The organism is Nostoc paludosum FACHB-159 (genome assembly GCF_014698835.1).
Taxonomy (GTDB): domain Bacteria; phylum Cyanobacteriota; class Cyanobacteriia; order Cyanobacteriales; family Nostocaceae; genus Nostoc; species Nostoc paludosum.
This window is the reverse complement of record NZ_JACJTU010000001.1, coordinates 505,090-529,246: the sequence shown is the minus strand read 5'-3', so window position 1 is coordinate 529,246 and position 24,157 is coordinate 505,090. Positions and strand designations below refer to the sequence as shown.

Here is a 24,157-nt window from a genome sequence, read left to right as displayed (position 1 = left end):
ACAAGAAATCGAGCAGTACCAGCCTCGGACACTGATGAGATCGGAACATTATGAAAATGCCGTCTCTTCAGTCTCTTCTCAATGCCTACGAAGTTAGCTGACGGGCTAGGGCTGAGAGATGCCCCTCTGAAGAAAGTTGTTAGTTGGGAGTGAGGAGTAAAAAGTGAGGAGTTGGGAGTGAGGAGTGAGGAGTTAATTAAAAACTCATAACTCATAACTCATAACTCATAACTCATAACTCATAACTCATAACTTTCTCCAAGATACGCCCCACAATTTGGTTCCTCCGCTCCAGCGTTAAGCACTTTGATGCGCTGGATTAGGCTGACTTACTCTAATAGGTACGAAATTATGCACAATACAACATCAACGTGAAGAGTATAACATTAACGCTCAGTAAAAATCATCTCTCTTATGAAAAATATTGTTTATTTTAATACTTAAATTAAGTTGTTGTCCTTGTTTTTACTCAATCAATAAATATGATATTTTTTGATGAATTTAGTTATTTTAGAATTAAAATCACTGTATAGTCCGTAAAACAGCAGTAATCTAGTCAAGTTCAACTTTGTTAACTGCTAGATTTTTATTAATGAAGATAATATATATTATACATAAAATTTTATATACTGAAGTTTTTCGACCGATACGTCAAGTTTTTGCTAGCCGACGCGACGATAGATGAAATTTATTACTTTTGATAGGTGAATTTTGGAAGTTTTTTTGGTAAAACACCGCTCTAGTGGATAAACTATTTGCATGTGGAAATTTACTCATCTCTCTCGTCGCTGAATTTAACATAATGGATTTTAGTCAATTCCTGGCTGAAAAAACTGATACCATCCTAGATAAGTGGGTAAGAGCAGTTCGCAAAGATCAGCGGATTGAAAGTGCTGATGATTTATCTTATACAGCCATCAAAAATCATATTCCGAATGTTTTGAAAGCAATGGTAACGGTACTTTCAAAATCTGAGGATAATGATATTCAGTCGATAATTGTTGCCAGTTTTGAACATGGGGCAATTCGAGCCGAACAAGGTTTTGATGCAACAGAAATTGCCAGAGAATATCATTTATTAAGAACAGTAATATTTGACACTATTCACGCAGACTTATTGAAAGGAACACCCGCAGAGATAATTCGTTCTATGCGTTTGATTGACGCTATTGTAGATGAAGCGATCGCTCGGTGTTTTAAGAGTTATCTTGAAGAACGTTTGCGAGAGTTAAGGCAGTTACAAACATCATTAACGCTGCACAATCAGGAATTGACACGGTTAATTAGCGCCAATCAAGAGTATATTTCCCAACTAGCTCACGAATTAAAACATCCTCTAACTTCAATTATTGGTTACTCGGATTTATTTTTACGCCAACAACGAAGAAAGTCCAAGGTAAAAGACAACTATACTAATTTAGAACATATTGAGCGGGTACTACGCAATGGTAGGCAATTACTCCACTTAATTAATGATGTACTGGAACTTTCGCGGTATGATGCCGGACAGATAAAACTCCAACTAGCACCCACCAACGTGCCGGAACTCATTAATAATGTGTATGAAATGTTGGAACCTTTAGCTGTGGAGAAAAACTTACAAATTGTAGTAGATTGCGATCGCGCTCCTCAAGAATTAATTACAGACTCATTTCAATTACAACAGATTGTTACAAATCTTATTAGTAATGCGATTCGTTATACAGAGTCTGGGACTATTATTGTAATGTGTCAAGTGTTGGAAAAACAGAGATGGGCGATCGCAGTTTCTGACACTGGAATTGGCATTGCACCAGAAGACCAAGGCCAGATATTTGAACCCTATTTTCGCGTCAGTGCTGGCGATCGTCCTTACCTTCCTGATAGTACAGGATTAGGATTGGCAATAGTTTGGCGGTTAGTAAAACTATTACAAGGTGAAATTAACTTAGTTTCTGAAGTGGGGGTTGGTTCAACTTTCACCGTAATTTTGCCATTGGAATTGGAAATATGAGAGATTTTCTGGAACAGCATAGCCATCCTAATGTTGCTACACACTATATAATCAAATAGCGATAAGCTCTGAAAACAAGATTAACTATGAGCAATCTTTCCAACCAAAATTTACCAGCAGAAAATAAAAATTCATCACTTCCAAAAGAATCTTTTGCTGTTAAAAATCAACACTACCCTAGAGAAAATTACCAACTTGTTCGTCCTTTCGTTGGAATTAGGCAATATACAAATCAATTATCACCAAAATTAGCTAACCCAGGATATGTGAAAAGAGCGCGTCAAATATACGAGCGCTTGTGTACTGAATTAGGTAACAATTATTCTAGTTGGTATATTGCGATCGAATCGGATAGCGGCGATTATTTTATCAACGCTAATAAAGCTTTAGCCCAGCAGCAAGCGAAACAAAAACATCCTTCTAGGCTAATTTGTACCTTTCAATTAATTTCACAGGAGCATCGTTAAAAAACTTGATTGAAGGAAAATTTAGCGGCCAAGGCGAGTTGATTTTTGAAATTGATTTCGTAGCATCTGACGGGTTAATTATCACAGTCGATGCATTATTCGATACTGGTTTTACCGACTGGTTAGCAATTAATACCCAAGATGCTCTCTCTTTGGGATGGGAGCTTGTGGAGAGTGAAGAAACACGTTTAACTGCACAAGGAGAAACCCATTTTGATATCTACACTGGTACAGTTAGTTTAGATACTCAAGAATTTAATATTCCTGTAATTGCAGGAGATGAAATTGCTGAAGTACTTCTTGGTTTACCTTGGCTTTTTACCAGAAGATTAGTAGTTGATTTTCCTCAAGATGTACTAACTTTAGGATAATTAGTTAGAAATTAGGGACTTGCGCCCTGAGATTTTAGGCCAAAACATCTACATCAACCCTTGTTTTTTCAACTTAGCTAGCGCATCTTCAGCAGCAGCTTTTTCAGCATCTTTTTTATTACGTCCCTTACCTTCGCCGTAGATTTTTTCACCTACAAGTACTTTGGCTACAAATTCTGGTGCGTGAGATAAACCTCCAGTTTGGACTGTGAGATATTTAGGAGGAGTTTGGGTAACATTGCGTTGTACCCATTCTTGAAAGCGATTTTTTGAGTCTACATTCGAGCGAGAAATAACAATTTCTTCGGGTACAGAATCAAACAGTGGTTCTATAATTGCGCGAACTGCTTCAATATCTGAATTATTATCTAGATAATAAGCACCAAGAACAGCTTCAAATGTGCTGCTAAGTAAATTAGGATTATAGTATCCTCCGTCTTGAATAGCACCTTTTCCTAAGCGCATTTTAAAGTTTAAATCTACCTCTTGTGCGAACTTTGCCAGTTGCTTTTCATCTACCAATGCAGAACGCCGCCGCGTTAATTCATCTTCTCCCTTTTCTGGGTGACGACGATAGAGATATTCACCACTTAAGAAATTTAGCAAAGCATCACCGAGAAATTCTAGGCGTTCGTTATGTTCGCCTTCTCCTGGGTTTTCATGAACATAAGAACGGTGAGTCAGCGCACGGCGTAGAAGTTTTTCATCACGAAATGTTAGAAGTTTGTGTATCTCGGCTAGTTTCTCTTTAATACGAGCTTCTTCAGCTTTCTCTGGAGAAAGCATTCCTAAAACCTCTTGCTTTTGTTTTTCTACAACATCTGCCTCTGATGCTGAAATAACCTTGAGGAGTCGAGCAATACTATCAAGAGCGCGGTATGTGTCATCTGTAGAAAAACGAGATTGGTGTGCCCATTTGTTACGTACTTCAAGGAGTTCACTAATAAGAGCGCGTTCAGAAACACTTAATCTTCTTCTGAAAACTTGATCCCACTGCTTGATCATTATTTTTAATAAGGCAGAGATATCCTCACGTAGAATATCTTCTAAATTACGCCTTGAACTTTGGTCATCTGATAAACAAGATTTAGCTATTGTCTGCCAGCGTTCATTGTGCGCTGAGCGCATTTCTTGTTCTAAATAAGGGTGTAACCCTTGACGTAGAAGAATTAAAGCTCTGTTGACTCTTTCGTGATTGCTAATAGCCATCTAGGTATTTTAAATTAGCTTATTATTGATACTTATTTTAAATCACTTATTTCAAATGTATCAAAATAATTACAAACTTAACTACTTCGTTTTTTTCAATATAACTGGCGAATAGAAATCGCGCTTATACAAAGCAAGTCTGCCTGCGCGAATTCAAAGAATTTAAAAGTCAAAGTAGGCTAACTTTGTTTATATAGCGGTTCCCAATCAAATGAGGTACAAAAATTTGTAGGGGCGCAAAGCTTTGTGCCCCTAACCTTTACCTATAACGGGGAATGCTATATAACCGCGAATTCCATTTGCCAAGGCTTTATGCTAAAGCGATCGCTTTTTTATCCTCATCATTTTTTGGCTTATAATATTGTGTTTTATGCTCCCCACATTCCTGAATTAATTTAGCAACTAAACCTGTCCATCCTGTTTGGTGACTAGCTCCAATTCCGGCTCCGTTATCACCATGAAAATACTCATAGAATAAAATCAAATCCTGCCAATGGCTGTCATTTTGAAACTTTTGCGTTGCACCATAAACAGGTCGTTTCCCAGACGAATCTTTTAAGAAAATTCTCGTTAGCCTTTGAGATAATTCTGATGCAATTTCGCCAAGTGTCATTATATTACCAGAACCTGTAGGACATTCCAATTTAAAATCATCTCCTAAGTAAGAATGAAACTTTTGTAGAGATTCAATTAGTAAAAAATTTACCGGAAACCAAATAGGGCCGCGCCAGTTAGAATTACCACCAAATAAACCACTACTAGATTCAGCAGGTTCATAATCTACACGAAATTGGCAACCATTAACATCAAAAATATAGGGATGTTCAGCGTGAAATCTGGAAAGTGCGCGAATACCGTAGGGACTAAAAAACTCGCTTTCATCGAGCATTTTTTGGAGAATACTTCTGAGTTTATCTCTAGAAACGATCGCCAGCAATCTCCTAGCACCAATTCCCTTTGTTTCCATGCAAGCTACATTTTGTCGTAAGTCAGGACGGTTGCGGATAAACCATTCCAAACGCTTTTTAAAACCCGGAAGCATTTTTAAGGTTTCTGGTTCAATTGTTTCAATGGCGAATAATGGAATTAATCCTACTATTGACCGGACTTTTAAGGTAATCTGCTGGTCATTTAAATGCAGTACATCGTAGTAAAAACCGTCTGATTCGTTCCATAAACTAGCTTCCATTTCGCCAATTTTATTCATGGCATCAGCGATATATAGAAAATGCTCAAAAAACTTGGTGGCGATGTCTTCATAAACAGGATTAGTCTTGGCTAATTCTAACGCGATCGCCAACATATTTAAACAATACATTCCCATCCAACTTGTACCATCAGATTGGTCGATGTGTCCACCTGTGGGAAGTTCTGCACTACGGTCAAATACGCCAATATTATCTAATCCTAAAAATCCACCTTGAAAAACATTGTTACCTTTAGTATCTTTCCGATTCACCCACCAGGTAAAATTGAGCATCAGCTTTTGAAAGACTCGTTCTAAAAACTGTCGGTCTGTTCGTCCATAAATTTTTTGTTCAATCTGATAAATCCGCAAAGTTGCCCAAGCATGAACTGGCGGATTAACATCACTAAATTTCCACTCATAAGCAGGAATTTGCCCATTAGGATGCATATACCATTCCCGCGTTAAAACATCCAATTGATACTTAGCAAATTCCGGGTCAATCATTGCCAAAGGAATGGTATGAAATGCTAAATCCCAAGCAGCATACCAAGGATATTCCCACTTATCAGGCATAGAAAGAATATCTTCATTATATAGATGAAACCATTCTTGATTTCTGCCATTTTGGCGTTCTGGTGGTGGCGGTGGTGCGTTGCGATCGCCCTTCAACCAATCCTCTACAATGTAATGATAAAATTGCTTGCTCCACAACATCCCGGCAAATGCTTGTCGCTGCACATTCCGCATATCTTCACTCAGAGAATGTGGTGCAATTCGTTGATAAAATTCGTCTGCTTCGTGTTGCCGCTTACCAAATATGACATCAAAATCTTTGCCTAATGGCTCAACTAAATTTGGTGTATCACTGAGTCGCAATTTCACAATTTTAGTTTCGCCTGCTCCAATTTTTAATATATAATTTGCAGCTGCTTTAGTACCTATTTTTTCTGGATTTACAGCTTCTTTTAATCCTTCTACAATATAATCATTAATACCATCTTTTACATAGGCAGATGCATTGCTATAACCAAATAACTTTTGGTAATTTGTTTCATTTTCTGTAAACAAAATCTCCGTTGCTTCTTGACAATACAGCCACCTCATTCCTAAGGTGGGATGAGATGCCTCAATTGTATTGCAAGTATCATTTAATTTGACTTCTTTTAAAATAGGTTTGTTATCATCCCCATTCCAAGACCAAGTATTGCGAAACCAAAGAGTAGGTAAAAGATTGAGTGTCTTTGCTTCTACTCCCCGATTAACTACTTTAACTTGGATGAGAATATCTTCTGCGGAATGTTTGGCATATTCTACAAAAACATCAAAGTAGCGGTCATCATCAAATACGCCTGTATCTAGTAATTCAAACTCTAGTTCTTGGCGACTGCGGCGTTGATTTTCTGTAACTAATTGCGAGTAGGGAAATGCTGTTTGTGGATATTTATACAGCATTTTCATATAGGAATGGGTGGGGGTATTATCTAAATAAAAGTAATATTCCTTGACATCTTCGCCGTGATTCCCTTCATTACCTGTTAGACCAAAAATTCTTTCTTTGAGAATAGAATCTTCACCATTCCAAAGTGCGATCGCAAAACAAAGTCGTTGATGATTATCCGAAATCCCAGCAATTCCATCTTCTCCCCAACGATAGGCGCGAGAACGGGCTTGCTCATGAGTAAAATAATCCCACGCAGTACCATTATGACTATAATCTTCGCGTACTGTCCCCCATTGGCGATCGCTCAAATATGGCCCCCATCTCCGCCAATGAACTGTGCGATCCAAAGCTTCTGCTAATCTAATTTCTTCCTGAGTTGTCATAATACCATCCCGTGCATATCTGCACTTTAATTAATTTACTATGTGGAGTATCACCTTTTTAGCAAAAACAGGGCTGAAGTTTTGATTAAAAGTTGCTAGGAAAATTTCTAAATAAATGTAGGATACACTCAGTAAAAAAATATATTAATTTTTATAAATTTATGCGTAGATATAAAAATAAATTAAGCAGGAGATTACTGCTTACACATAAACGTTAACAACTTTTAAGTCTAAAAAGATTTGATTAGGCAATTGCAAAATTTTTTCACGCAAATTTACAACCTTATTTGGCGCGTTAGTCAAAAATTCCAAATTTTCCAACTTCAACAACCAATTCCGAAACTTACCTAATGATACGAACAATCAAGAATTTGAATACACAGACCTATGGATGTAAGCGTATAAAATCATAAGTATGTAAAATAAAATTAACAACTTAGAAATCTAGGCATCTGCCCATCTCCTATTCTCCTCTACCCCTTGACCTCCCCACTCCCCCTTGATGTTCGCAACTAAAACCTCGACTCTGCCAAGCTTGTATATCCACATCAGCAAGCCTGGTAACATTCGAGCATTGTGGTTGAATAATTTGACTTAAAATTGCCCAAAATAAGCTGCGGGTTAAATCTAGCCCAGTTTTGAGCCAAGATTCCTGATTACCAGGAACACCTGACTCTTGAACGATTTCTGGCTCTACCCAAATCCCATGAGCGCCCAAGAGAATCTGCGCCATCCATTTAGCCCTTGGTAAATGGGTTGGGGACGTAATCAGTTTTACCTTATGTACGCGCCATTTTCGCAGTAAAGGAATACTATAATAAAAATTTTCAAAGGTAGAATTTGCACACTTTTCTAACCAAACATTTTCTAAACTTGCAAATTCCCGCTGAAAAATTAACCATATACAAGGATCTGGGGAGCCATGAGAAATTAAAATCGGAATTTGCGGATATTGTTTTGCTTGTTGTACAACATAAGTTTCTCGACGAATACTGCCACCAAGGACAAAAAAGGTGTCTACTGGCTGCGAAGAAGCATAAAGTAAGGTTATAGTAGTAAAAATCAACCAAGCACCCAAAACCAAGTACAATCCAACAGTTAGTTTTTGTAACAATTGCCACAGATTAAGCAAACTCTTTTTAATGTAAATTAATGATTTGATAATAGATTTGTGTTTCATGAGTGATATCAAAAAAGCCGATTTCATGAGTGTCCAATACACCGCAAATGAGCGATGGAAGTGCTATCTTATAAAAGTAATCTAAAGTACAAACATGACGGTGGTCAAAGTGTCACATCGTCAGTATAGCCTTCCGGAGAAGGCAAACAAACTCAGAAATCGTTATTGATAACTAATGCATTATTTTTGGCATAATTACAATGTCAAAGAATCTAGAAAGCATAGCTGAGTTTGGGGTATAAAAACTTAAAAATTTTCAGAAAGCCTGATTGCTAAACTGTCAACAACACAATTATTCCAGCTAATATACATGAACCAATCTGCGAAAAGTTACTCGCCGCTCCAAGTAGCCTTGATTGGTGGAGCGATCGCTACGACTGCTACCATGTCTGTGTTCGGTTCCGCTTGGACTCGCGGTGTACGCGCAGCCCTAAGTTTACAGGACAGCCCGAAAGCGATAGTTGACCAAGTTTGGCAACTGGTGAATCATGAATATGTTGATGGCAAATTTAATCAACAAGATTGGCAAGCAACTAGACAAAGCTTGTTGAGTAAAGACTATTCCTCTCGTGAAGAAGCTTATGCTGCCATCCGTGAAGCTTTACAAACCTTGGGAGATCCTTACACTCGGTTCATGGACCCCAAACAGTTTGAAGCCCTAACTAGCCAAACCTCCGGCGAAGTGTCTGGTATCGGCATTCGCATGGAAGTTAACGAAAAAACTCAGCGTCTGACTGTTGTCGAAGCCATAGATAATTCTCCAGCCCTGAAAGCTGGGATCAAAGCAGGCGACGAAATTTTGGCCATTGATGGCAAAGCCACTCTCAAAATGAAAGTGGATGACGCCTCCAAACTAATTCGTGGCAAAGCTGGTACTCCCATCAGCCTCAGGCTCAAACGCACAGGACAAAATCCCTTTGAACTGAAGCTGACTAGGGCAAATATAGAAGTACCAACAGTACGTTATACCCTCAGGCAAGAAGGAAATCGCCGCGTTGGCTATATCCGTTTGCGGGAATTTAGCGCCCACGCCGCAGAGCAAATGCAAAGAGCCATCCGCGATTTAAACAATCAGAAAGTTGATTCTTATGTGTTAGATTTGCGGGGAAATCCTGGCGGTTTATTACAAGCCAGCATTGAAATTGCTCGGATGTGGTTGGATAATGGCGGTATTGTCAAGACAGTAGACCGTGTGGGAAGCAGCGAGGAAACTAAAGCCAATCGCACTGCCTTAACAAATCGTCCCTTGGCAGTATTAGTAGACGGCAATTCAGCCAGTGCTAGCGAAATCCTCACAGGCGCACTCAAGGATAATAAGCGAGCTGTAGTTGTTGGCGGTCAAACCTTTGGTAAAGCCTTAGTACAATCAGTTCACGAACTGGCGGATGGTTCCGGCTTAGCAGTCACCATTGCTCACTACTACACACCTTTAGGAACAGACATCAACCATAAAGGAATTACGCCAGATATCAAGCTAGACTTGACAGAGGCACAAGAGCGTCAGTTGGCTTCTAATCCAGATTTAATCGGAACTAAGAGCGATCCTCAATATGCCAGAGCGATCGCAATTTTATCAGGTAGCAACTTCGCCCAACCACCAAGCAATCAACTTAATCAACCCATGAGCGTTCGCGCTGGGGATTTGAAATTTTAGAATTCAGAAGTTAGAAGCCAGAATTCAGAATTCAGAATGAATAAAAGCGTTTAGTTTTGACGCCTTGGCAAAGCTTTTCTGGTTTTGCTCCTGAATTCTGACACCTGGATTCTGAGTTCTGATTTAGATTGGGAATACTAGTTAGTAGTTCCATTTCTAAAATTTTTAATTTTATGAATTATCAGCCAGTTGATGCAACCACCGCCACCAGCTTTTTACCAATGGTATCGGTGGTTATTCCTATTTATAACGGTGAAGCAGATTTACCAGATTTGCTCAATTGTCTGTTATCTCAAACTTACCCAAAAGACCGAGTAGAGTACTTATTAGTAGATAATAACAGTAGCGATCGCACTTTTACCTCCCTCAAAACAGCTGCCGAAAATTGCCCGATTACAATTCGCCCGCTGAGTGAAAATCAAATTCAAAGCTCCTACGCTGCTCGTAACACTGGAATTCGTGCAGCTGTTGGCGAAATCATAGCTTTTACTGATGCAGATTGCCGTCCCCAACCACAATGGCTAGAAGCATTAATTCAGCCTTTTGTCAACTTAGAAGTGGTAATTGTTGCCGGGGAAATTTTGGCACTACCAGGCAAAACTTTGTTAGAACAACACGCAGACCGTGAAGAAACCCTGTCACAAAAACACACTCTTGGTCATCGCTTTCGTCCCTATGGACAAACGGCTAATTTGGCAATTCGCCGCATCGCCTTAGAAAAAGCGGGTCTATTTCGTCCCCATCTGACAACCGGCGGCGATGCAGACATTTGCTGGCGAATTTTGGCCGAAAACATCGGGCGTTTAGAATTTGCCCCCAATGCCATCGTTCAGCATCGCCACCGCACCACACTTTTAGAACTGCAAAGTCAATGGCGGCGTTATGGGCGTTCCAATCGCTATTTACACGAACTGCATGGTATAGATTTAATGCGAGATATTACACTTGGTGAGTGCGGCTATCGTTTGGCGCGTTGGTTATTAAAAGAAGTACCAAGAGATATTAGTAAGGCGATCGCTGGTAAAGCCACTTTGGTAGATTTATTAAATACTCCCATTGGTCTATTGACAGCTAGGGCACGTGCAACTGGACAAAGACAAGCCAAACTCCCAGAAAATGCCAAGATCGTTGCTCGGTTGTAACAATGCTAAAAAGCTTGCTCAGATAGCTCTAATTCTGTTGTAGGCTATCCATAGTATTATCTACTACCAATTAGCAAACATTCTTGTCAGCCCGAATGTAGCAACTGAAAATTTTATCTAACTAAAGTTACTGTTTTCCTAAAATGTATCTTAAGAGATATTTTAAAAATTAGGTAAAGCAGATACAATGTTAATAACATAATATTCAATTATTAACAAAGTTATATTCTGTTCTGTTTATTTAGAATTTGTCCGGTGTTATGACTAACTGCTGCTAACCTGCTTAATACAGCCCCAAACTCAAGGAAAGCGTAGAACGTCCTCATCCTTTATAGTTTTGCCATATCGAGCCGCATGAACGCAGACGGCTTTAGCCAACATATAGAAAAATTGCGCTCACAAGTACAGGAACTACTGCAACGCAGTGCAAATGAGCCCAAGTTGGAACCAGAGATAATAACAGAAGCTTTTGAAGAACTCCACACCACAGTTGAAGAACTATTAATAGTCTCTCAAGAGTTAGAGGTAACACGAGCAGCACTATACAGAGAGCGTCGGCGTTACCAAGATTTGTTTGAGTTCGCTCCAGATGCTTACTTGATAACTAATACCGCAGGAACAATCGAAGAAGCCAATCATGCAGCAGCAACCTTGCTTCATGTCCGCCAAAAGTATCTAGTGGGTAAACCATTAATTCTCTTTATTGCTCAACAAGATCGGCAGTTGTTTAGCTACCACATGAACAATTCGCAGCAGCTACTCAACTGGGAAATTAATCTACAGCCACGGGGGGGAAAACCTTTCCCTGCTAGTGTTAGGTTATCTGCGGTGTACGACGAAAACCGGGAGCAAATTAGCTGGCGTTGGCTGCTGTGCAATATCACTGAACGCAAACAAGCTCAAAAAATGTTGCACCAAGCTTATGAGGAGTTAGAAATACGCGTAGCAGAACGGACAGCAGAACTGGTAAAAGCAAATCAGAAATTACTGACTGAAATTACAGAGCGTAAACGAGCACAGTCGCAACTGCTACACCTTGCTTTTCATGATGCATTGACAGGTCTGCCAAATCGTGCTGCATTTATTAATCGTTTAAGACATGCGATTAATTATTCTAAAAGGCATCCAGATTATTTATTTGCTGTACTGTTTATCGATCTAGATCGATTTAAACTAATCAATGACAGCCTTGGACACCACAAAGGTGACCAATTTCTGCTTGCCATTGCAAGTCGGTTAGAAATATGTGTACGCTCCATAGATACAGCAGCACGGCTTGGGGGAGACGAATTTACAATCTTGCTGGAGGGAATTCAAGATGTGTCAGACGCTATCAAAGTCGCTGAGCGCATTGAACAGGAGCTAAAGTTACCCTTTGAGCTTGACGGAAAAGAAATCTTTACAACAGCAAGTATTGGCATTGCCTTGAGTTCAACAGTAGATTATGAACGACCAGAAGACGTGTTGAGAGATGCTGATACAGCAATGTATCGAGCTAAGATTCTCGGTAGAGCGCGTTATGAACTATTCAACTCAAATATGTATGCTAATGCTCTGGCGAAATTGCAGTTAGAAACCGATTTACGCCGGGCAATTGAGCGCAGTGAGTTACGGGTTTATTATCAACCGATTGTTTCTTTAACTAGTGGCTTTATTTTAGGTTTTGAAGCTTTATTACGCTGGGAGCATCCAGAGCGGGGTTTGCTCAGTCCAGCAGATTTTATTCCCATAGCCGAAGAAACTGGACTAATTTTCTCCATTGGCAAGTGGGTGTTAAATGAAGCCTGTAGCCAAATGCAAACTTGGCGAACGTCCTATCCTTCCAACTCGCTCAATAAAATCAGTGTAAATCTCTCGTTGAAGCAATTTTACCAGCCGGATTTGATTGAGCAGATTGGGCAAATTTTAGAATCCACTGGTCTGAATGCTGACAGTTTAGCGCTGGATATTACTGAAAGTGTAATTGTCGAAAATGGCGATCACGTAATTACTGCACTCTCAGAACTTCGAGAAATGGGGGTTCAGTTATCAATTGATGACTTTGGTACAGGCTACTCTTCATTAGGTCGTCTTTATAACTTCCCCATTAGTCTGTTGAAGATAGACCGTTCTTTTATCAGTTCAATCAACACTAAGAGTAGGGATTTAGAAATTGTTGAAATACTTGTGACATTGGCACACAAGCTAGGTGTGGATGTGCTTGCTGAAGGAATAGAGACTAAAGAGCAACTAGTACTACTGAGAAAATTGAACTGTGAATATGGCCAGGGACATTTTTTCTCAGTTCCATTGAATAGTTCAGCGGCAGAGGCGTTAATTAAGGCAAACCCTCAGTGGTAAAGCATCTTGGAAGCTCAGGTTAAGTATACTTTTAAGCGGTTTAAAAACTGCGATCGCTCGGACGTTAAAGGGTTGACTGAGACAAGATGTCAACTTTAAAAGTTTTGGGGGCGGTAGAGGTGAATTCAAGTTGTTCAATGCTTGTCAACTTTCGCTAAATTGGAAAAAGGTAAACTTAAGGAAATTTTCAATGTCAGCACAACTGTTACTGGTGGATGATGAACCAGGGATACGGGAAGCCGTGAAAGATTACTTGCAAGAGAGCGGTTTCAGCGTTCAAATCGCCAGTAATGCTGTTGAGGGATGGGAATTGATGCAGGTGAATACACCCGATCTAGTGATTTCCGATGTCATGATGCCCCAAGTAGATGGCTATCAGTTCCTCAAGCAACTGCGAGAAGATCCGCGTTTCAAAGCACTCCCTGTGGTATTTTTAACCGCTAAAGGAATGACAGGCGATCGCATTCAAGGTTATCAAGCAGGTGTCGATGCTTATCTTCCCAAACCTTTTGACCCAGATGAGTTAGTGGCCATAGTCGAAAATTTGCTAGCCCGCCGCGCCGCTAAACCTGCAACCACAGCAGATGACCTTGAAACTCCTGATATTGCTGAACTAGCCAATCAGATAGCCCAAATCAAGGCCTTGTTAACTCAAAGAAATGCCATTTCTCAATCACCAGCGCCTTTCAAAATTGATTTGACCCCCAGAGAACAAAGTGTTTTAAACTTAGTCGCTGAGGGGTTGATGAACAAAGAAATCGCCCGTCGTTTGGAAACCAGCGTCCGCAACGTAGAAAAATACGTCAGCCGTTTGTTTAGTAAAACCGGTACCAATAGCCGTACAGAGTTAGTTCGTTTTGCTCTAGAACACGGTCTTGCTAAATAATTATTGGGCATGGGGCATGGAGTATGGGGAAAGGGAAAGGGGTAAAGGGGAAAGGTTAAATTTCCCTTTTCCCTTTTCCCTTTAACCTTTTCCCCTCTCTCCCTCATCCCCATATCCAATTGGTAATAGATAAAACATAAGTATTTCAGCAAATCAGGCACTTAGTTAGAGCAAAAAGCCAAAAGAAAAGTTATTTATTTTTCCTTTAGTCTTTTAGGTTTTCATTGCATTTGCGCCTGTTGTCTAACGCCTAATCTGTAAAGACACAGGGTTTTGTTTTTCCCAATGTTTTGATGTTAACTCGGTAAAATGCACCCGGCTGAATTTGCTTTGAGATTCTACCAGTAACCTTTGCTACAAACTTTTTTAATTAAGGAAACTGTTCCTGGGACTTTGTGCTGCTAAATAAGACTTTCACAAAGCAGAAATCAAAATATTTTATGAATTCTACTGACTGCTTAGTTGTTATTGCAACGGGTGTATTGACGGTATGAGATGCCTATTCGATTTGATACTTAATTCCAATTTTTCACTAGTTAAATTACACCTTTAAATTTGAGGATTTTCAGCAGCATTACGCAAGCGCATCAGCTGGCGTCGCATTTGAGGTGAGGCTTTGAACTCTGATATTTCCTGAGCTTTAACGGACGCTTGTAGCGTCTCCAGAAAATCGTCAGATCCCTCGGTCAAAGCATCGAGTAGCACCTGTAAGAGTTGCTCGCGATCGCCTAATAGACTCTTTTCCTCAATCAACCGAAATTTGAGATGTACTTCGCACTCATAAACACCTACTTCGAGATTATTGATTTGGCGTGGTAATGCTTTGGAGTTCATAGCTATTGAGATTCCTTTACTTGGTAGTCATGAGGGTAAGGAGGTAGATGTCCAGCAAAAGTTCTTTATATCTTTTTTGAATCCAAAGTGCTTGAATTAAGAATTTTTCTTCATCAAACACCAATGTATTCCATTTCACTCTCCTGTGTTTTGTTTTCAAGCTCAATTTTTACTGTCTAGATTCTGGTCTAACTGTGCCAGATGTAGCTTATGGTAAGCCATAACTATTATTCAGTTTTTAAGATTCTACACAATAAAGTTTCTGTAAGAAGTTGTCCGAGCTTTTTAAAGCTTTTTACATCAACTTTATGTGAACGTCAATAACAGTTTGACTTGTTACTTGATTTTTGGTGTTTTTACTTACGTAAAAACACCAAAAATTTTTCCTTTTATTAATGCCAGAGGTATGTGTAGCGTTATTCCGTAAAATTACTAGATGTACGTTTTTTTCAAGAGCAATTTGAGGAGAAATTGATTCACATAGTTATTAATGTAAAAATTTTTGTTCTCGCTCAAAAATGTACACAGATCAAATTATTCCACCCCGAAACCTTATCCTACCGTCTTCTAGACTTAATAAATACAAAAACCTTAGCAATAAGCAAGATAAACATAGGGCTGAGACTGGTTTGTATTTGCCTAAATAAAAATACTCTACCCAGTAATTTGGGTGTGAAGATTATAAAGATACTGTCAGTACTAGCAACTAACTGAGACTTCAACTACTAATACAAGTAAAAGCAGTAATCAGTACAGACAATATTTTTACTTACACCTAAGGCAGCAAATTTTTTTGTGTTGGCTGTTAAAAGTTGAGGGTTGACAGTTAATCGTTAATCGTCAACACCATGAGTAACTCTGTACAATTTCAAAGCGTAATAGCTAGCCCTTTTGCAACTGCCCTCAAAGCTTGTAAATTAAGAGCATTTAAGCTTGAATATAGGGTTTACAATAATTTCAGTGTAATTCACCCAAATCTTACACCCTTTTATGGATAATCCGACGCTGCTCAAGTCCACAACCCGGCATATCCGCATTTTTGCGGCTGAAATTGACCAACATGGCGAACTCCTTCCAAGCGATCAGGTCTTGACACTAGATATTGACCCAGACAACGAATTCAACTGGAATGAAGATGCCCTGCAAAAGGTTTATCGAAAATTCGATGAACTAGTAGAAGCTTCTAGTGGCGCAGACCTCACAGACTATAACTTACGCCGCGTCGGTTCAGACTTAGAACATTATGTGCGATCGCTCCTACAACTCGGCGAAATCAGCTACAATCTCTCTGGCCGCGTCACCAACTACAGTATGGGAATCCCCCAAGTTGCAATTGACGAGCAGCAGTAAGCTACTAAATGAACGCCAGTTGCTACCCTACGGGAACGCTAAGAGCGAACAAGCCGGGGAACCCGTCCAACGCACTGGCTTCTGTTGAGTGCAAACAATGGGATATTTTTCTTTGAAGTCCCTAACGTAGAGAGCTATTACCAGATGGGCTAAACTATCTGGAGAATAGAGAGTGGGGAATGGAAAAATCGGAGCAAAGGGGAAGTTATAGTAAGTCTTTCCCCCCTCTTTTTGTCCTTCCACCCCCTCAATTGCCCATTATCTGACTTGTAAAAACCTGGAAACAGCATTTTTTAAGCAACTTCATTCGTCAGGTAGTTTTGCCACCAACTCTATTACAGTTATGAGACTTCTATTTGATTGCTTCAAAAAAGCTCCAGCCCTATTCCCTACTCCCTAGCTACACAAATAAGCTCAACCTTCAAAACCGATCGCTATATCTTAATTCTTAATTAAAGTTAATTATTGCTATCTTACTTATAAACTAGATAAATACCAATATTATCTGCCTATTGAACATGGAGTAATTCAGCAAAAGCAAATAGCACAGTTATGCTTGAGCTATCTTTGGTGAGACGGTTGGAGTTATTTGCTTTAGCGATGGAGAGTCACACAGCGATAGAAGCTATGATGGGGCTGTAGGGTTAACTTGGAAGCGTAATCTTTAGATAAGTTAAATATTAGCATCTGCTGATAAAGGCCAGCTAAAATCATCATCTAAAGCCTGAATATGTCAAGTTTAAGAAAGACGAGCGGTCTAGATTGTCCCTAGTAATGCTATTAAAGAAATTGCCAATCTGCGATCGGTGGGAAAACTATGGAAAATGATGCGGCAACGCTCCAGTGTCCACATGAAAATTGTCAGGCTGCCAACCCCCTGACTCATAAGTTTTGCCAGCGATGTTCTACGCCTCTACCCAAAAATTACCTCTGGGCTGTGATAGACGACCAGAGTTTGGGTAGCCCTGGAAAAATATTAGCCGATCGCTATTTAATTGTTGATAAATTTGTCCTATTAGATACCAAGCCTGGTTTATTAACCCTAACGCCAGAGCTAGAGAATTTACAGATTCCCAGAGCTTACTTAAGGCTCATTCCCTACCGCTTACACGTACCGCAGGTACATGGAGTACTTCCCTTAACTAAGGACTCCCCCCAGCGAGAAATATTACTTTTAGAAAAACCACCAGTAATGGTGGATAATACAACCCAACAAGTGCATCTGGGCAGCGAGTTAACCAGTGCTTGGCGTGATGCTACATCCATGCGCCAACTCAATTGGTTGTGGCAAATAGCTCATTTGTGGCAACCCCTGGCCAGTGAAGGTGTCGTTTCTAGCCTGCTTGACTCCTATGTTTTACGGATAGAAGGCTCGTTAGTCCGTTTGTTGGAATTGCGCTTCGACGATACCACATCACCAAAATTACCTCAATTAGGGGAATTCTGGCAGCAATTGGTCGCTAACGCCAAACCAGCCATAGGAGAATTTATCGATCGCGTTAGCCTTTCCCTGATTCAGGGCGAAATTCACTCATCCGAACAATTAATCACCGCTTTAGACCGGGGACTGGCAGAATTAGGGCGATCGCAAACACCCACAATCAAAATTATCACCAAAACCGATACCGGGCCTAGCCGCCAACGCAATGAAGACGCCTGTAGCCCACCCAGCGGCACTCTAGTAAGCAAGCCACCCCAGCCTACAGCCTTAGCAATTGTCTGTGATGGCATCGGCGGACACGAAGGCGGCAATGTTGCATCAAATTTAGCCATTGAAACAATCCAACAACAAGTACAGCAACTTACCAAAGTTCCCTACGACCACATAGACCCCTCACTGCTGCTAAATGACTTAGAAAAAGCCGTGGCAATGGCTAATGACAAAATTAGCCAGCGCAATGACGGTGAAAATCGCCAAGGGCGTCAGCGTATGGGCACAACTTTAGTTATGGCACTACCTGTCGCTCACGAAATGTACATTACCCACGTCGGCGATAGTCGTGCCTACTGGATTACCCGCCAAGGCTGTTATCAAGTTACCCTTGATGATGATGTCGCTTCCCGCGAAGTTCGCCTGGGCTATGCCATTTACCGCGAAGCCGTGCAACAAAGTTCTGCTGGTTCTCTCGTCCAGGCTTTGGGGATGGGCCCTAGCACTTCATTGCATCCCACTTCTGCACGATTTATGCTCGATGAAGATGCAGTTTTTCTGCTGACATCCGATGGCTTGAGTGATTTCGATCGCGTGGAAGAGTACTGGGAAACAGAAATCTTGCCGATTTTGCTTGGGGAAGCAAACATCGTCAATGTAGCAGATAGATTAGTAGAAATCGCTAACAGCAAAAATGGACACGATAATGTCACCGTCGCTTTAGTACACTATCAAGTCCAATACTGGGAACCAGAAATCACCATCAAAGCTGTTATTCCAGAAAGCTATTCAGCAAAAACCGTCGATTTGGCATCCAGAGGGGCAAATACGTCAGTTTTAAGCAGCCCAAACCACAAAACTCAGGTGATTGAGGAAAGTCAGCCTACCAAAACTCGCCAATTGCCCCTACAGTGGATAGTTCCGTTACTATTTGTTCTAGCAGCGGGTACTGGCGGATTTATCATTCAACAACTGCGATTAAAATCCACCAGCCAGCCTCCAATTGCTTCTAATCCCACACCAACTCAAACTCCTACTGTTGCAGCCACAGAACCACCCCGAACCCTTGCTAACCTTGCTTCTGGTTGGGTAATTCAAACCACCAAGGAAATCCCGTTGGCGAATAACCAATCACTTCCTCCTAAAAGTTTTTTAAAAGTTATCAGCACTGACCCAAATCCCAAACCTGCATCTGGAGATTTCTTAGTTCGGATGCAAGTCTGTACATCAACTCCAGCATCATCTCCATCAAAACCTGGGTTGAAACCAGGCCAAGAGGTAGCGATTGAATTTTCCAAACTGAAGGGTTCTGGAGCGTCTGTTTTGGAATCAGGCGCAGCAAATCCATGTAAACCCCCCACTCAACCACCAGTTACTCAACCATCTGATAGTAGTCAAACTTAGTTAAATACTCGATAAACTAGTAAAAACCTGGAATAATAACAGGTAAGAATCAGACTCAAAAACTGATAAGGTAAAAAAGTAAAAATTTTTACCTTCGAGAATTGTTATTTGAAATTATTTGTTTTTAGCTTTTAGTTTTATGAATCCATGCCATCCCTGATTTTGGCGATCGCCCGTCTGTTAAACACTGGCACTGACAATTTCGCCATTTGGGTGGTCAAGGCTCCCTATCCCAGTGGCCATGTTTTACGTGACTGTGTGTGGCCTGTTGAACTCACCCAAGTCTGGCAAGAATGGCGGCAGATGTTTTCTGGCCATAACCATTTAGTTCTTCCCCCAAACTCCACATCTCAAAACAGCAACCTATTACCCACTGATTCGATTTCATTTTCTTCAAATCAGACCACTGGCCCTTACAGCAGTCGCCTGATGCAATATCTGGGAATGCTTTTATGGCGCTGGGTATTCGATGGACAAATTCTCGGTAGTTTAGAACGCAGCCGGGGAATTGCTATGGGTCAGCATACACGTTTGCGCTTTCGACTGGAAATTCGCGACCCCGATCTGATTGCTTTCCCTTGGGAAATTATGCAGCGCGAGCCTGGCCAATCGGCTATGTCCCTTTCCCAAGATTTGCTCTTTAGCCGCACTAGCAGTGAAGTTGACCCGTTACCGTATTTGCGAACTGACCAGGCTTTAAATATCCTGTTGGTTTTAGGTCATGATGAGAACCTGCAACTAGAACAAGAAGCGCTGATTTTGCAGCAAACTCTGACAGATACCCCAGTCGATACTAATTCCCAAAGATATGCACCCTGCACGGTGAATCAGCTGTTACAACCAACTCCAGAAGAGTTGATTCAAGAATTAGAAACTAAAGCATACAATGTCTTCTTTTATGCTGGACACGGTTTGCCAGATCCAGACGGTGGGCTACTGTTTTTGCGACCGGGCATGATCCTCAATGGTATAGAATTAGCCCAAGCATTGACTCGTACAGGTGTGAAATTAGCGGTTTTCAATGCTTGTTGGGGAGCACAACCAGCTGTCAGCAATAATCAAGCGATACCTGCCAGCAGTTTGGCAGAAGTATTAATTCGGCATGGTGTACCAGCGGTTTTGGGGATGCGAGATGAAATCGCCGACCACGAAAGCCACAGTTTTATTCAAGCCTTTGCTGAAGCTTTGCGATTGTATAAGCCAATTGATGAAGCTGTCAGCCAAGCCAGAAAAGAATTGTTAACACTGTATAGATTCAATCAACCTGCTTGGACTTTGCCCGTTCTCTATCTACATCCAGATTTTAATGGCGAACTGATTAAAAACCTGGATGAAGGAATTACCGAATTACCAGATACAGCCATTCCAGATGTCGGTTCTGGGCTTCCTAGTGCAAGTTTACGATCGCTCTCTTCAAAAGATAAAACCTGGTTATTGCGTTATGGAGTTACTCGCATCGGCCGCACCAAAGATAATGATATTGTCATCCCCGAACCGTCTGTTTCTAAACGTCACGCTGAAATCTTCTGCCGCAATACTTTGACTGATGCTACACTAGTGCGAACTTATTATTTACAAGATTTTTCCACTTACGGGACAACGTGGTTTTTAGGCCCTAATGGCTGGCAACAAATCCTCCGAGAGGAAGTGCCCTTGAAATCCGGTATGCAGTTAAAGTTTGGAAGTGCTAGAGGTGAGACCTGGGAGTTCATTATTGAAGACTCCTAGTACGGCTATTACAGAATTAAATTTTGGTCTTGAGTATCAATTTTAAAAATCTGTTTTTACCAAGAGAAAAAATCAACTTTTTTGCGGAAATCTCTTCTGGGCAATTGTAGCTGTCAATACCACTAAATAATCGTGAGGCAAGAAAATGACTAATAAAATTAATGGTTCAGACACTTTCTATTCTTTGCAGTCTCAAGTAGATTTAGAGTTATTAGAAGCTTTACTAGAACCAGAGGATGCTACTTATCCTTGGAATGTGGCTGACGAAGAATCAGAAGCTTATTTTCAAGAATTAGAACAACAATTCGAGAGCCAAGATTTAATCGATGAAGATCTGACTAAGCGATCGCAAGATTTTTACAAGCATTTAGATACGCTTTGGTCTGGTATCTCTTTTAATGAAAGCTATGATGGCAATTCCCAACAATCAGTAGTGGTTAATCTCCAAGAAACATTACGCGCTAGTTTTTGTACCTGTGTTCCCCAAACATTGCTCAACACCATTGCTACTAAAGCGGCTGAAATATTTGCCCGTCAGCAATTAAGAGGCGAACAACTAGTTGAGTGCGTTCAGGCTGTACTTCCAACTTGGGGAGAAGAGGATCTTTTAGTTTTAGCCCGTCCTTTTGCTTATGCGATGCGAAGCAACGAATCACACAACCCAGCATCTACAATGGCTAACTTGAACAATCGGGAATGGACAACTTTATCAGAAATAGAACAAGCAAAGGTTAGTCTGGCCATCGCCTACTACGCTTTAAGTCAACTCAGCAAATACCAGTCCCAACCATAACTCCAGTCTGTTATTTATTTTTTCAATAATTCAATTTTCGAGATAGCTAGCCTTATCTGCGTAATATTGTCTTGCTTTGTTATACCAATTCAGAATTCAAAAACTTAGATACAGCAATACTTTCCTGATTGACATTTGTTGGTTTATTTTCGAGAACTGGTATTAGTTTTCAAGTAAAGACACCTAAGGTAGATCGATAATAGCCTAATTTAATCATTAGACCATCTATCGCAAGATATATATTTTTATAGTCTTTAGGAATTGGACATTGGGAATTGGGCATTGGTTATCCGCCCTATTTTCCCATCTCCTCACCGCTTCATCCCCCTCATTTATTATCTGGGGCCAAGGAATCGGGTAGCAAAGTTTTGCGATCGCGTTGGTGAAAGCGCCCGTGCCTTGAGAATTGCCGCCATCAAAAAGGCGTAAGATAGCACTCCAACAACTACCAAAAGCAAGGCATTGATCGATCCAGTGGCATTCCAGAGGGCGTGGAGTGCAGAGGCACTCAGATAACCAATAGAAAGAATTTGCCAACTTCTACTGGGTTTGAGGACGGCTAAGCCGATAAAATAGCCCAAGTAGCCACTATAAGCCATGTGTCCAGCCACAGAGCCTAAAATTCGCGGAATTAGCAGTTGTAAACCCGCCAGTTGACCGGCAGCACCGATACCCACCTGTTGCGTGACATTTTGAGTGATATCGGGCACATATTGACCGAGAGTTTCCAACAAAGTGAAGCCCACAGCAGAAGCCGTTCCCAAGAGAATCCCGTCTAGAGGTTCCCAAACTCCGATGCGTTCTCGCCAAGGTGAAGACAACATTCTACCAATGGCGAATACTGCAAGTACAGGCACTGCTTTGAGTAATTCCTCCATCAACCCAGCGCCAAAAAACATCCGTACCAGTAACTCTGTGAAGGTGGTAGATTCTTGGGGTGAGGGTAAGTTTCCAGGCAAGATGCCACGAAAAACGAAGATAAATAAATCTAACAGCGGACTGAGCAAAATCAACGCCGTACCCAATGCCGTAGCCATTAACACCCACCAAGGCTTTTGTTTACCACAAAGTTGGTAAACAAAATAATAGGCGGCGAAGGCAATGTAAGTTGCGACGATTACTTGATTTGCTTGGGGACGACCGACTGTAGCAAACATCAACACTACGAAGATTACAGTCAGTATGCCTGGTACGAGGTAAGCTTTACGAGTTAAATCTTTACCAGTGGAAATAATCGGAAAAAGCTGAGTGAAGCTAACAGAATCGGGCTGCTTTAATTGGGTGTGGTTGTGGTAGTTGGTTGCTGAAGGCAGTGATGCCAGTTGGTTAACTGTTGTTGCCGGGGTTTGCGAGGTCAACTCGTACTCAAAAACGTATTGCGGCCCATCAGAACCTAGAGAAATGCGATCGCCTGGGTGCAATTCTTGACATTCATACAAGCGTTGTCCGTTCAAATAAGTGCCATTAGCACTATTTAAATCACAAAGCACCCAGCTAAATTTGCTATCTGGAGATAAAGACAGAGGACGAACCACCGCATGACGACGAGATACCATTCGGTACATCATGGCATCCAAGACAACTTGGCAGCTGGGGTCGCGTCCAATTACTATCTCTTTACTGGGGGAGAGCGAGAAGCGAGATTCCGATCCCGAAGCTGCTCCATTACCAGACACTAGCCGCAGAAATGCATTATGTCTTGCGTTTTTGCCTGTCATTGAGTTAGAGTGAGTGCGTTTCTAAATTAATTCTTAAAATAATTTGGCAGCAGGACTAACCTTAGCCACATCAACAGCAGCATTGCTAAATCCACTATAGCTTCACTTACTGCTAATAAATTTAAATTTCTCGATGCAAAATTTCAAATTTTTTCATTCATCTACTGTTAATAAGTATTTCATCCACTGAAACTTTTGACTCAACCTGTGTTGTTAGGCAGATAAATTCAGATTCTATGGCCGATCTACATCTTGACATCCTAGCTGCAAATTAAACGCACGGCAATTTATTACTAAATAGTAGTTTTTACTGCATTTAGTTAAGTTAAGAAAATATATAATTTCCGCTGGTCTATTGCCGGTTCTTTTTGCCACTAATGATTGACTAAGTTGTTTTGGCACAGGAAATAGGGAGTAGTAAAAT

General features: G+C 40.8%; 16 protein-coding genes, 1 pseudogene and 1 riboswitch. Of the genes and pseudogenes, 11 read left to right on the top strand and 6 right to left on the bottom strand.

The window, feature by feature from the left end:
* Positions 1–67: 67 nt before the first annotated feature.
* A riboswitch (cyclic di-AMP (ydaO/yuaA leader) is annotated at positions 68–336 on the bottom strand.
* 466 nt (positions 337–802) lie between these two features.
* From H6H03_RS02250 to H6H03_RS02240, 3 genes are all read left to right on the top strand, one after another.
* Positions 803–1,993 (top strand): sensor histidine kinase, encoded by a 1,191-nt coding sequence (locus H6H03_RS02250; RefSeq protein WP_190953500.1) that lies wholly within the window; start codon positions 803–805, stop codon positions 1,991–1,993.
* A gap of 86 nt (positions 1,994–2,079) precedes the next feature.
* Positions 2,080–2,460: a hypothetical protein gene (locus H6H03_RS02245; protein ID WP_190953499.1), complete on the top strand. Its 381-nt coding sequence runs from the start codon at positions 2,080–2,082 to the stop codon at positions 2,458–2,460.
* Positions 2,461–2,465: 5 nt separating this feature from the next.
* Positions 2,466–2,831: an aspartyl protease gene (locus H6H03_RS02240; protein WP_190953498.1), complete on the top strand. Its 366-nt coding sequence runs from the start codon at positions 2,466–2,468 to the stop codon at positions 2,829–2,831.
* A 48-nt stretch (positions 2,832–2,879) separates the two neighbouring features.
* Here H6H03_RS02240 and rnc read toward each other — a convergent pair whose 3' ends face one another.
* The 4 genes and pseudogenes from rnc to H6H03_RS02225 form a co-directional block, all read right to left on the bottom strand.
* Positions 2,880–3,563 carry a ribonuclease III gene (gene rnc, locus H6H03_RS40055; protein ID WP_313931774.1) on the bottom strand — a complete coding sequence of 228 codons (684 nt, stop codon included), beginning with the start codon at positions 3,561–3,563 and terminating at the stop codon, positions 2,880–2,882.
* A gap of 114 nt (positions 3,564–3,677) precedes the next feature.
* Positions 3,678–4,040: pseudogene (locus tag H6H03_RS41110) on the bottom strand (Swt1 family HEPN domain-containing protein); the annotation flags it as partial.
* Positions 4,041–4,350: 310 nt separating this feature from the next.
* Positions 4,351–7,053: an MGH1-like glycoside hydrolase domain-containing protein gene (locus tag H6H03_RS02230; RefSeq protein WP_190953496.1), complete on the bottom strand. Its 2,703-nt coding sequence runs from the start codon at positions 7,051–7,053 to the stop codon at positions 4,351–4,353.
* Between the two features lie 463 nt (positions 7,054–7,516).
* Positions 7,517–8,233, bottom strand: a complete 717-nt coding sequence (locus H6H03_RS02225) for a YdcF family protein (RefSeq protein WP_190953495.1) — start codon at positions 8,231–8,233, stop codon at positions 7,517–7,519.
* Positions 8,234–8,543: 310 nt separating this feature from the next.
* Here H6H03_RS02225 and ctpB point away from each other — a divergent pair, with 310 nt between their 5' ends.
* The 4 genes from ctpB (at position 8,544) to H6H03_RS02205 (ending at position 14,255) form a co-directional block, all read left to right on the top strand.
* Positions 8,544–9,887, top strand: coding sequence for a carboxyl-terminal processing protease CtpB (ctpB, locus tag H6H03_RS02220; RefSeq protein WP_190953494.1), 1,344 nt, complete (start codon positions 8,544–8,546; stop codon positions 9,885–9,887).
* Positions 9,888–10,060: 173 nt separating this feature from the next.
* Positions 10,061–11,029: a glycosyltransferase gene (locus tag H6H03_RS02215; RefSeq protein WP_190953493.1), complete on the top strand. Its 969-nt coding sequence runs from the start codon at positions 10,061–10,063 to the stop codon at positions 11,027–11,029.
* 354 nt (positions 11,030–11,383) lie between these two features.
* Positions 11,384–13,369 carry a putative bifunctional diguanylate cyclase/phosphodiesterase gene (locus H6H03_RS02210; RefSeq protein WP_190953492.1) on the top strand — a complete coding sequence of 662 codons (1,986 nt, stop codon included), beginning with the start codon at positions 11,384–11,386 and terminating at the stop codon, positions 13,367–13,369.
* A 190-nt stretch (positions 13,370–13,559) separates the two neighbouring features.
* Positions 13,560–14,255 (top strand): response regulator transcription factor, encoded by a 696-nt coding sequence (locus H6H03_RS02205; RefSeq protein ID WP_096537406.1) that lies wholly within the window; start codon positions 13,560–13,562, stop codon positions 14,253–14,255.
* Between the two features lie 549 nt (positions 14,256–14,804).
* On the opposite strand, the gene H6H03_RS02200 is transcribed toward H6H03_RS02205, so the two are convergent.
* Complete coding sequence (locus H6H03_RS02200; protein ID WP_190949742.1) at positions 14,805–15,089, bottom strand: Npun_R1517 family heterocyst differentiation transcriptional regulator; 285 nt, start codon at positions 15,087–15,089, stop codon at positions 14,805–14,807.
* A 990-nt stretch (positions 15,090–16,079) separates the two neighbouring features.
* On the opposite strand from H6H03_RS02200, the gene ndhM reads away from it, so the two are divergent.
* From ndhM to H6H03_RS02180, 4 genes are all read left to right on the top strand, one after another.
* Positions 16,080–16,439, top strand: coding sequence for an NAD(P)H-quinone oxidoreductase subunit M (gene ndhM / locus H6H03_RS02195; RefSeq protein ID WP_190953491.1), 360 nt, complete (start codon positions 16,080–16,082; stop codon positions 16,437–16,439).
* Between the two features lie 817 nt (positions 16,440–17,256).
* Positions 17,257–19,494: a protein phosphatase 2C domain-containing protein gene (locus H6H03_RS02190; RefSeq protein WP_190953490.1), complete on the top strand. Its 2,238-nt coding sequence runs from the start codon at positions 17,257–17,259 to the stop codon at positions 19,492–19,494.
* Between the two features lie 147 nt (positions 19,495–19,641).
* Positions 19,642–21,222 (top strand): CHAT domain-containing protein, encoded by a 1,581-nt coding sequence (locus H6H03_RS02185; RefSeq protein ID WP_190953489.1) that lies wholly within the window; start codon positions 19,642–19,644, stop codon positions 21,220–21,222.
* Between the two features lie 145 nt (positions 21,223–21,367).
* Complete coding sequence (locus H6H03_RS02180; RefSeq protein WP_190953488.1) at positions 21,368–22,015, top strand: hypothetical protein; 648 nt, start codon at positions 21,368–21,370, stop codon at positions 22,013–22,015.
* Positions 22,016–22,350: 335 nt separating this feature from the next.
* On the opposite strand, the gene H6H03_RS02175 is transcribed toward H6H03_RS02180, so the two are convergent.
* Entirely contained in the window at positions 22,351–23,733 is a 1,383-nt protein-coding gene (locus tag H6H03_RS02175) for a PrsW family glutamic-type intramembrane protease (RefSeq protein WP_190953487.1), read from the bottom strand.
* Positions 23,734–24,157: the final 424 nt, after the last annotated feature.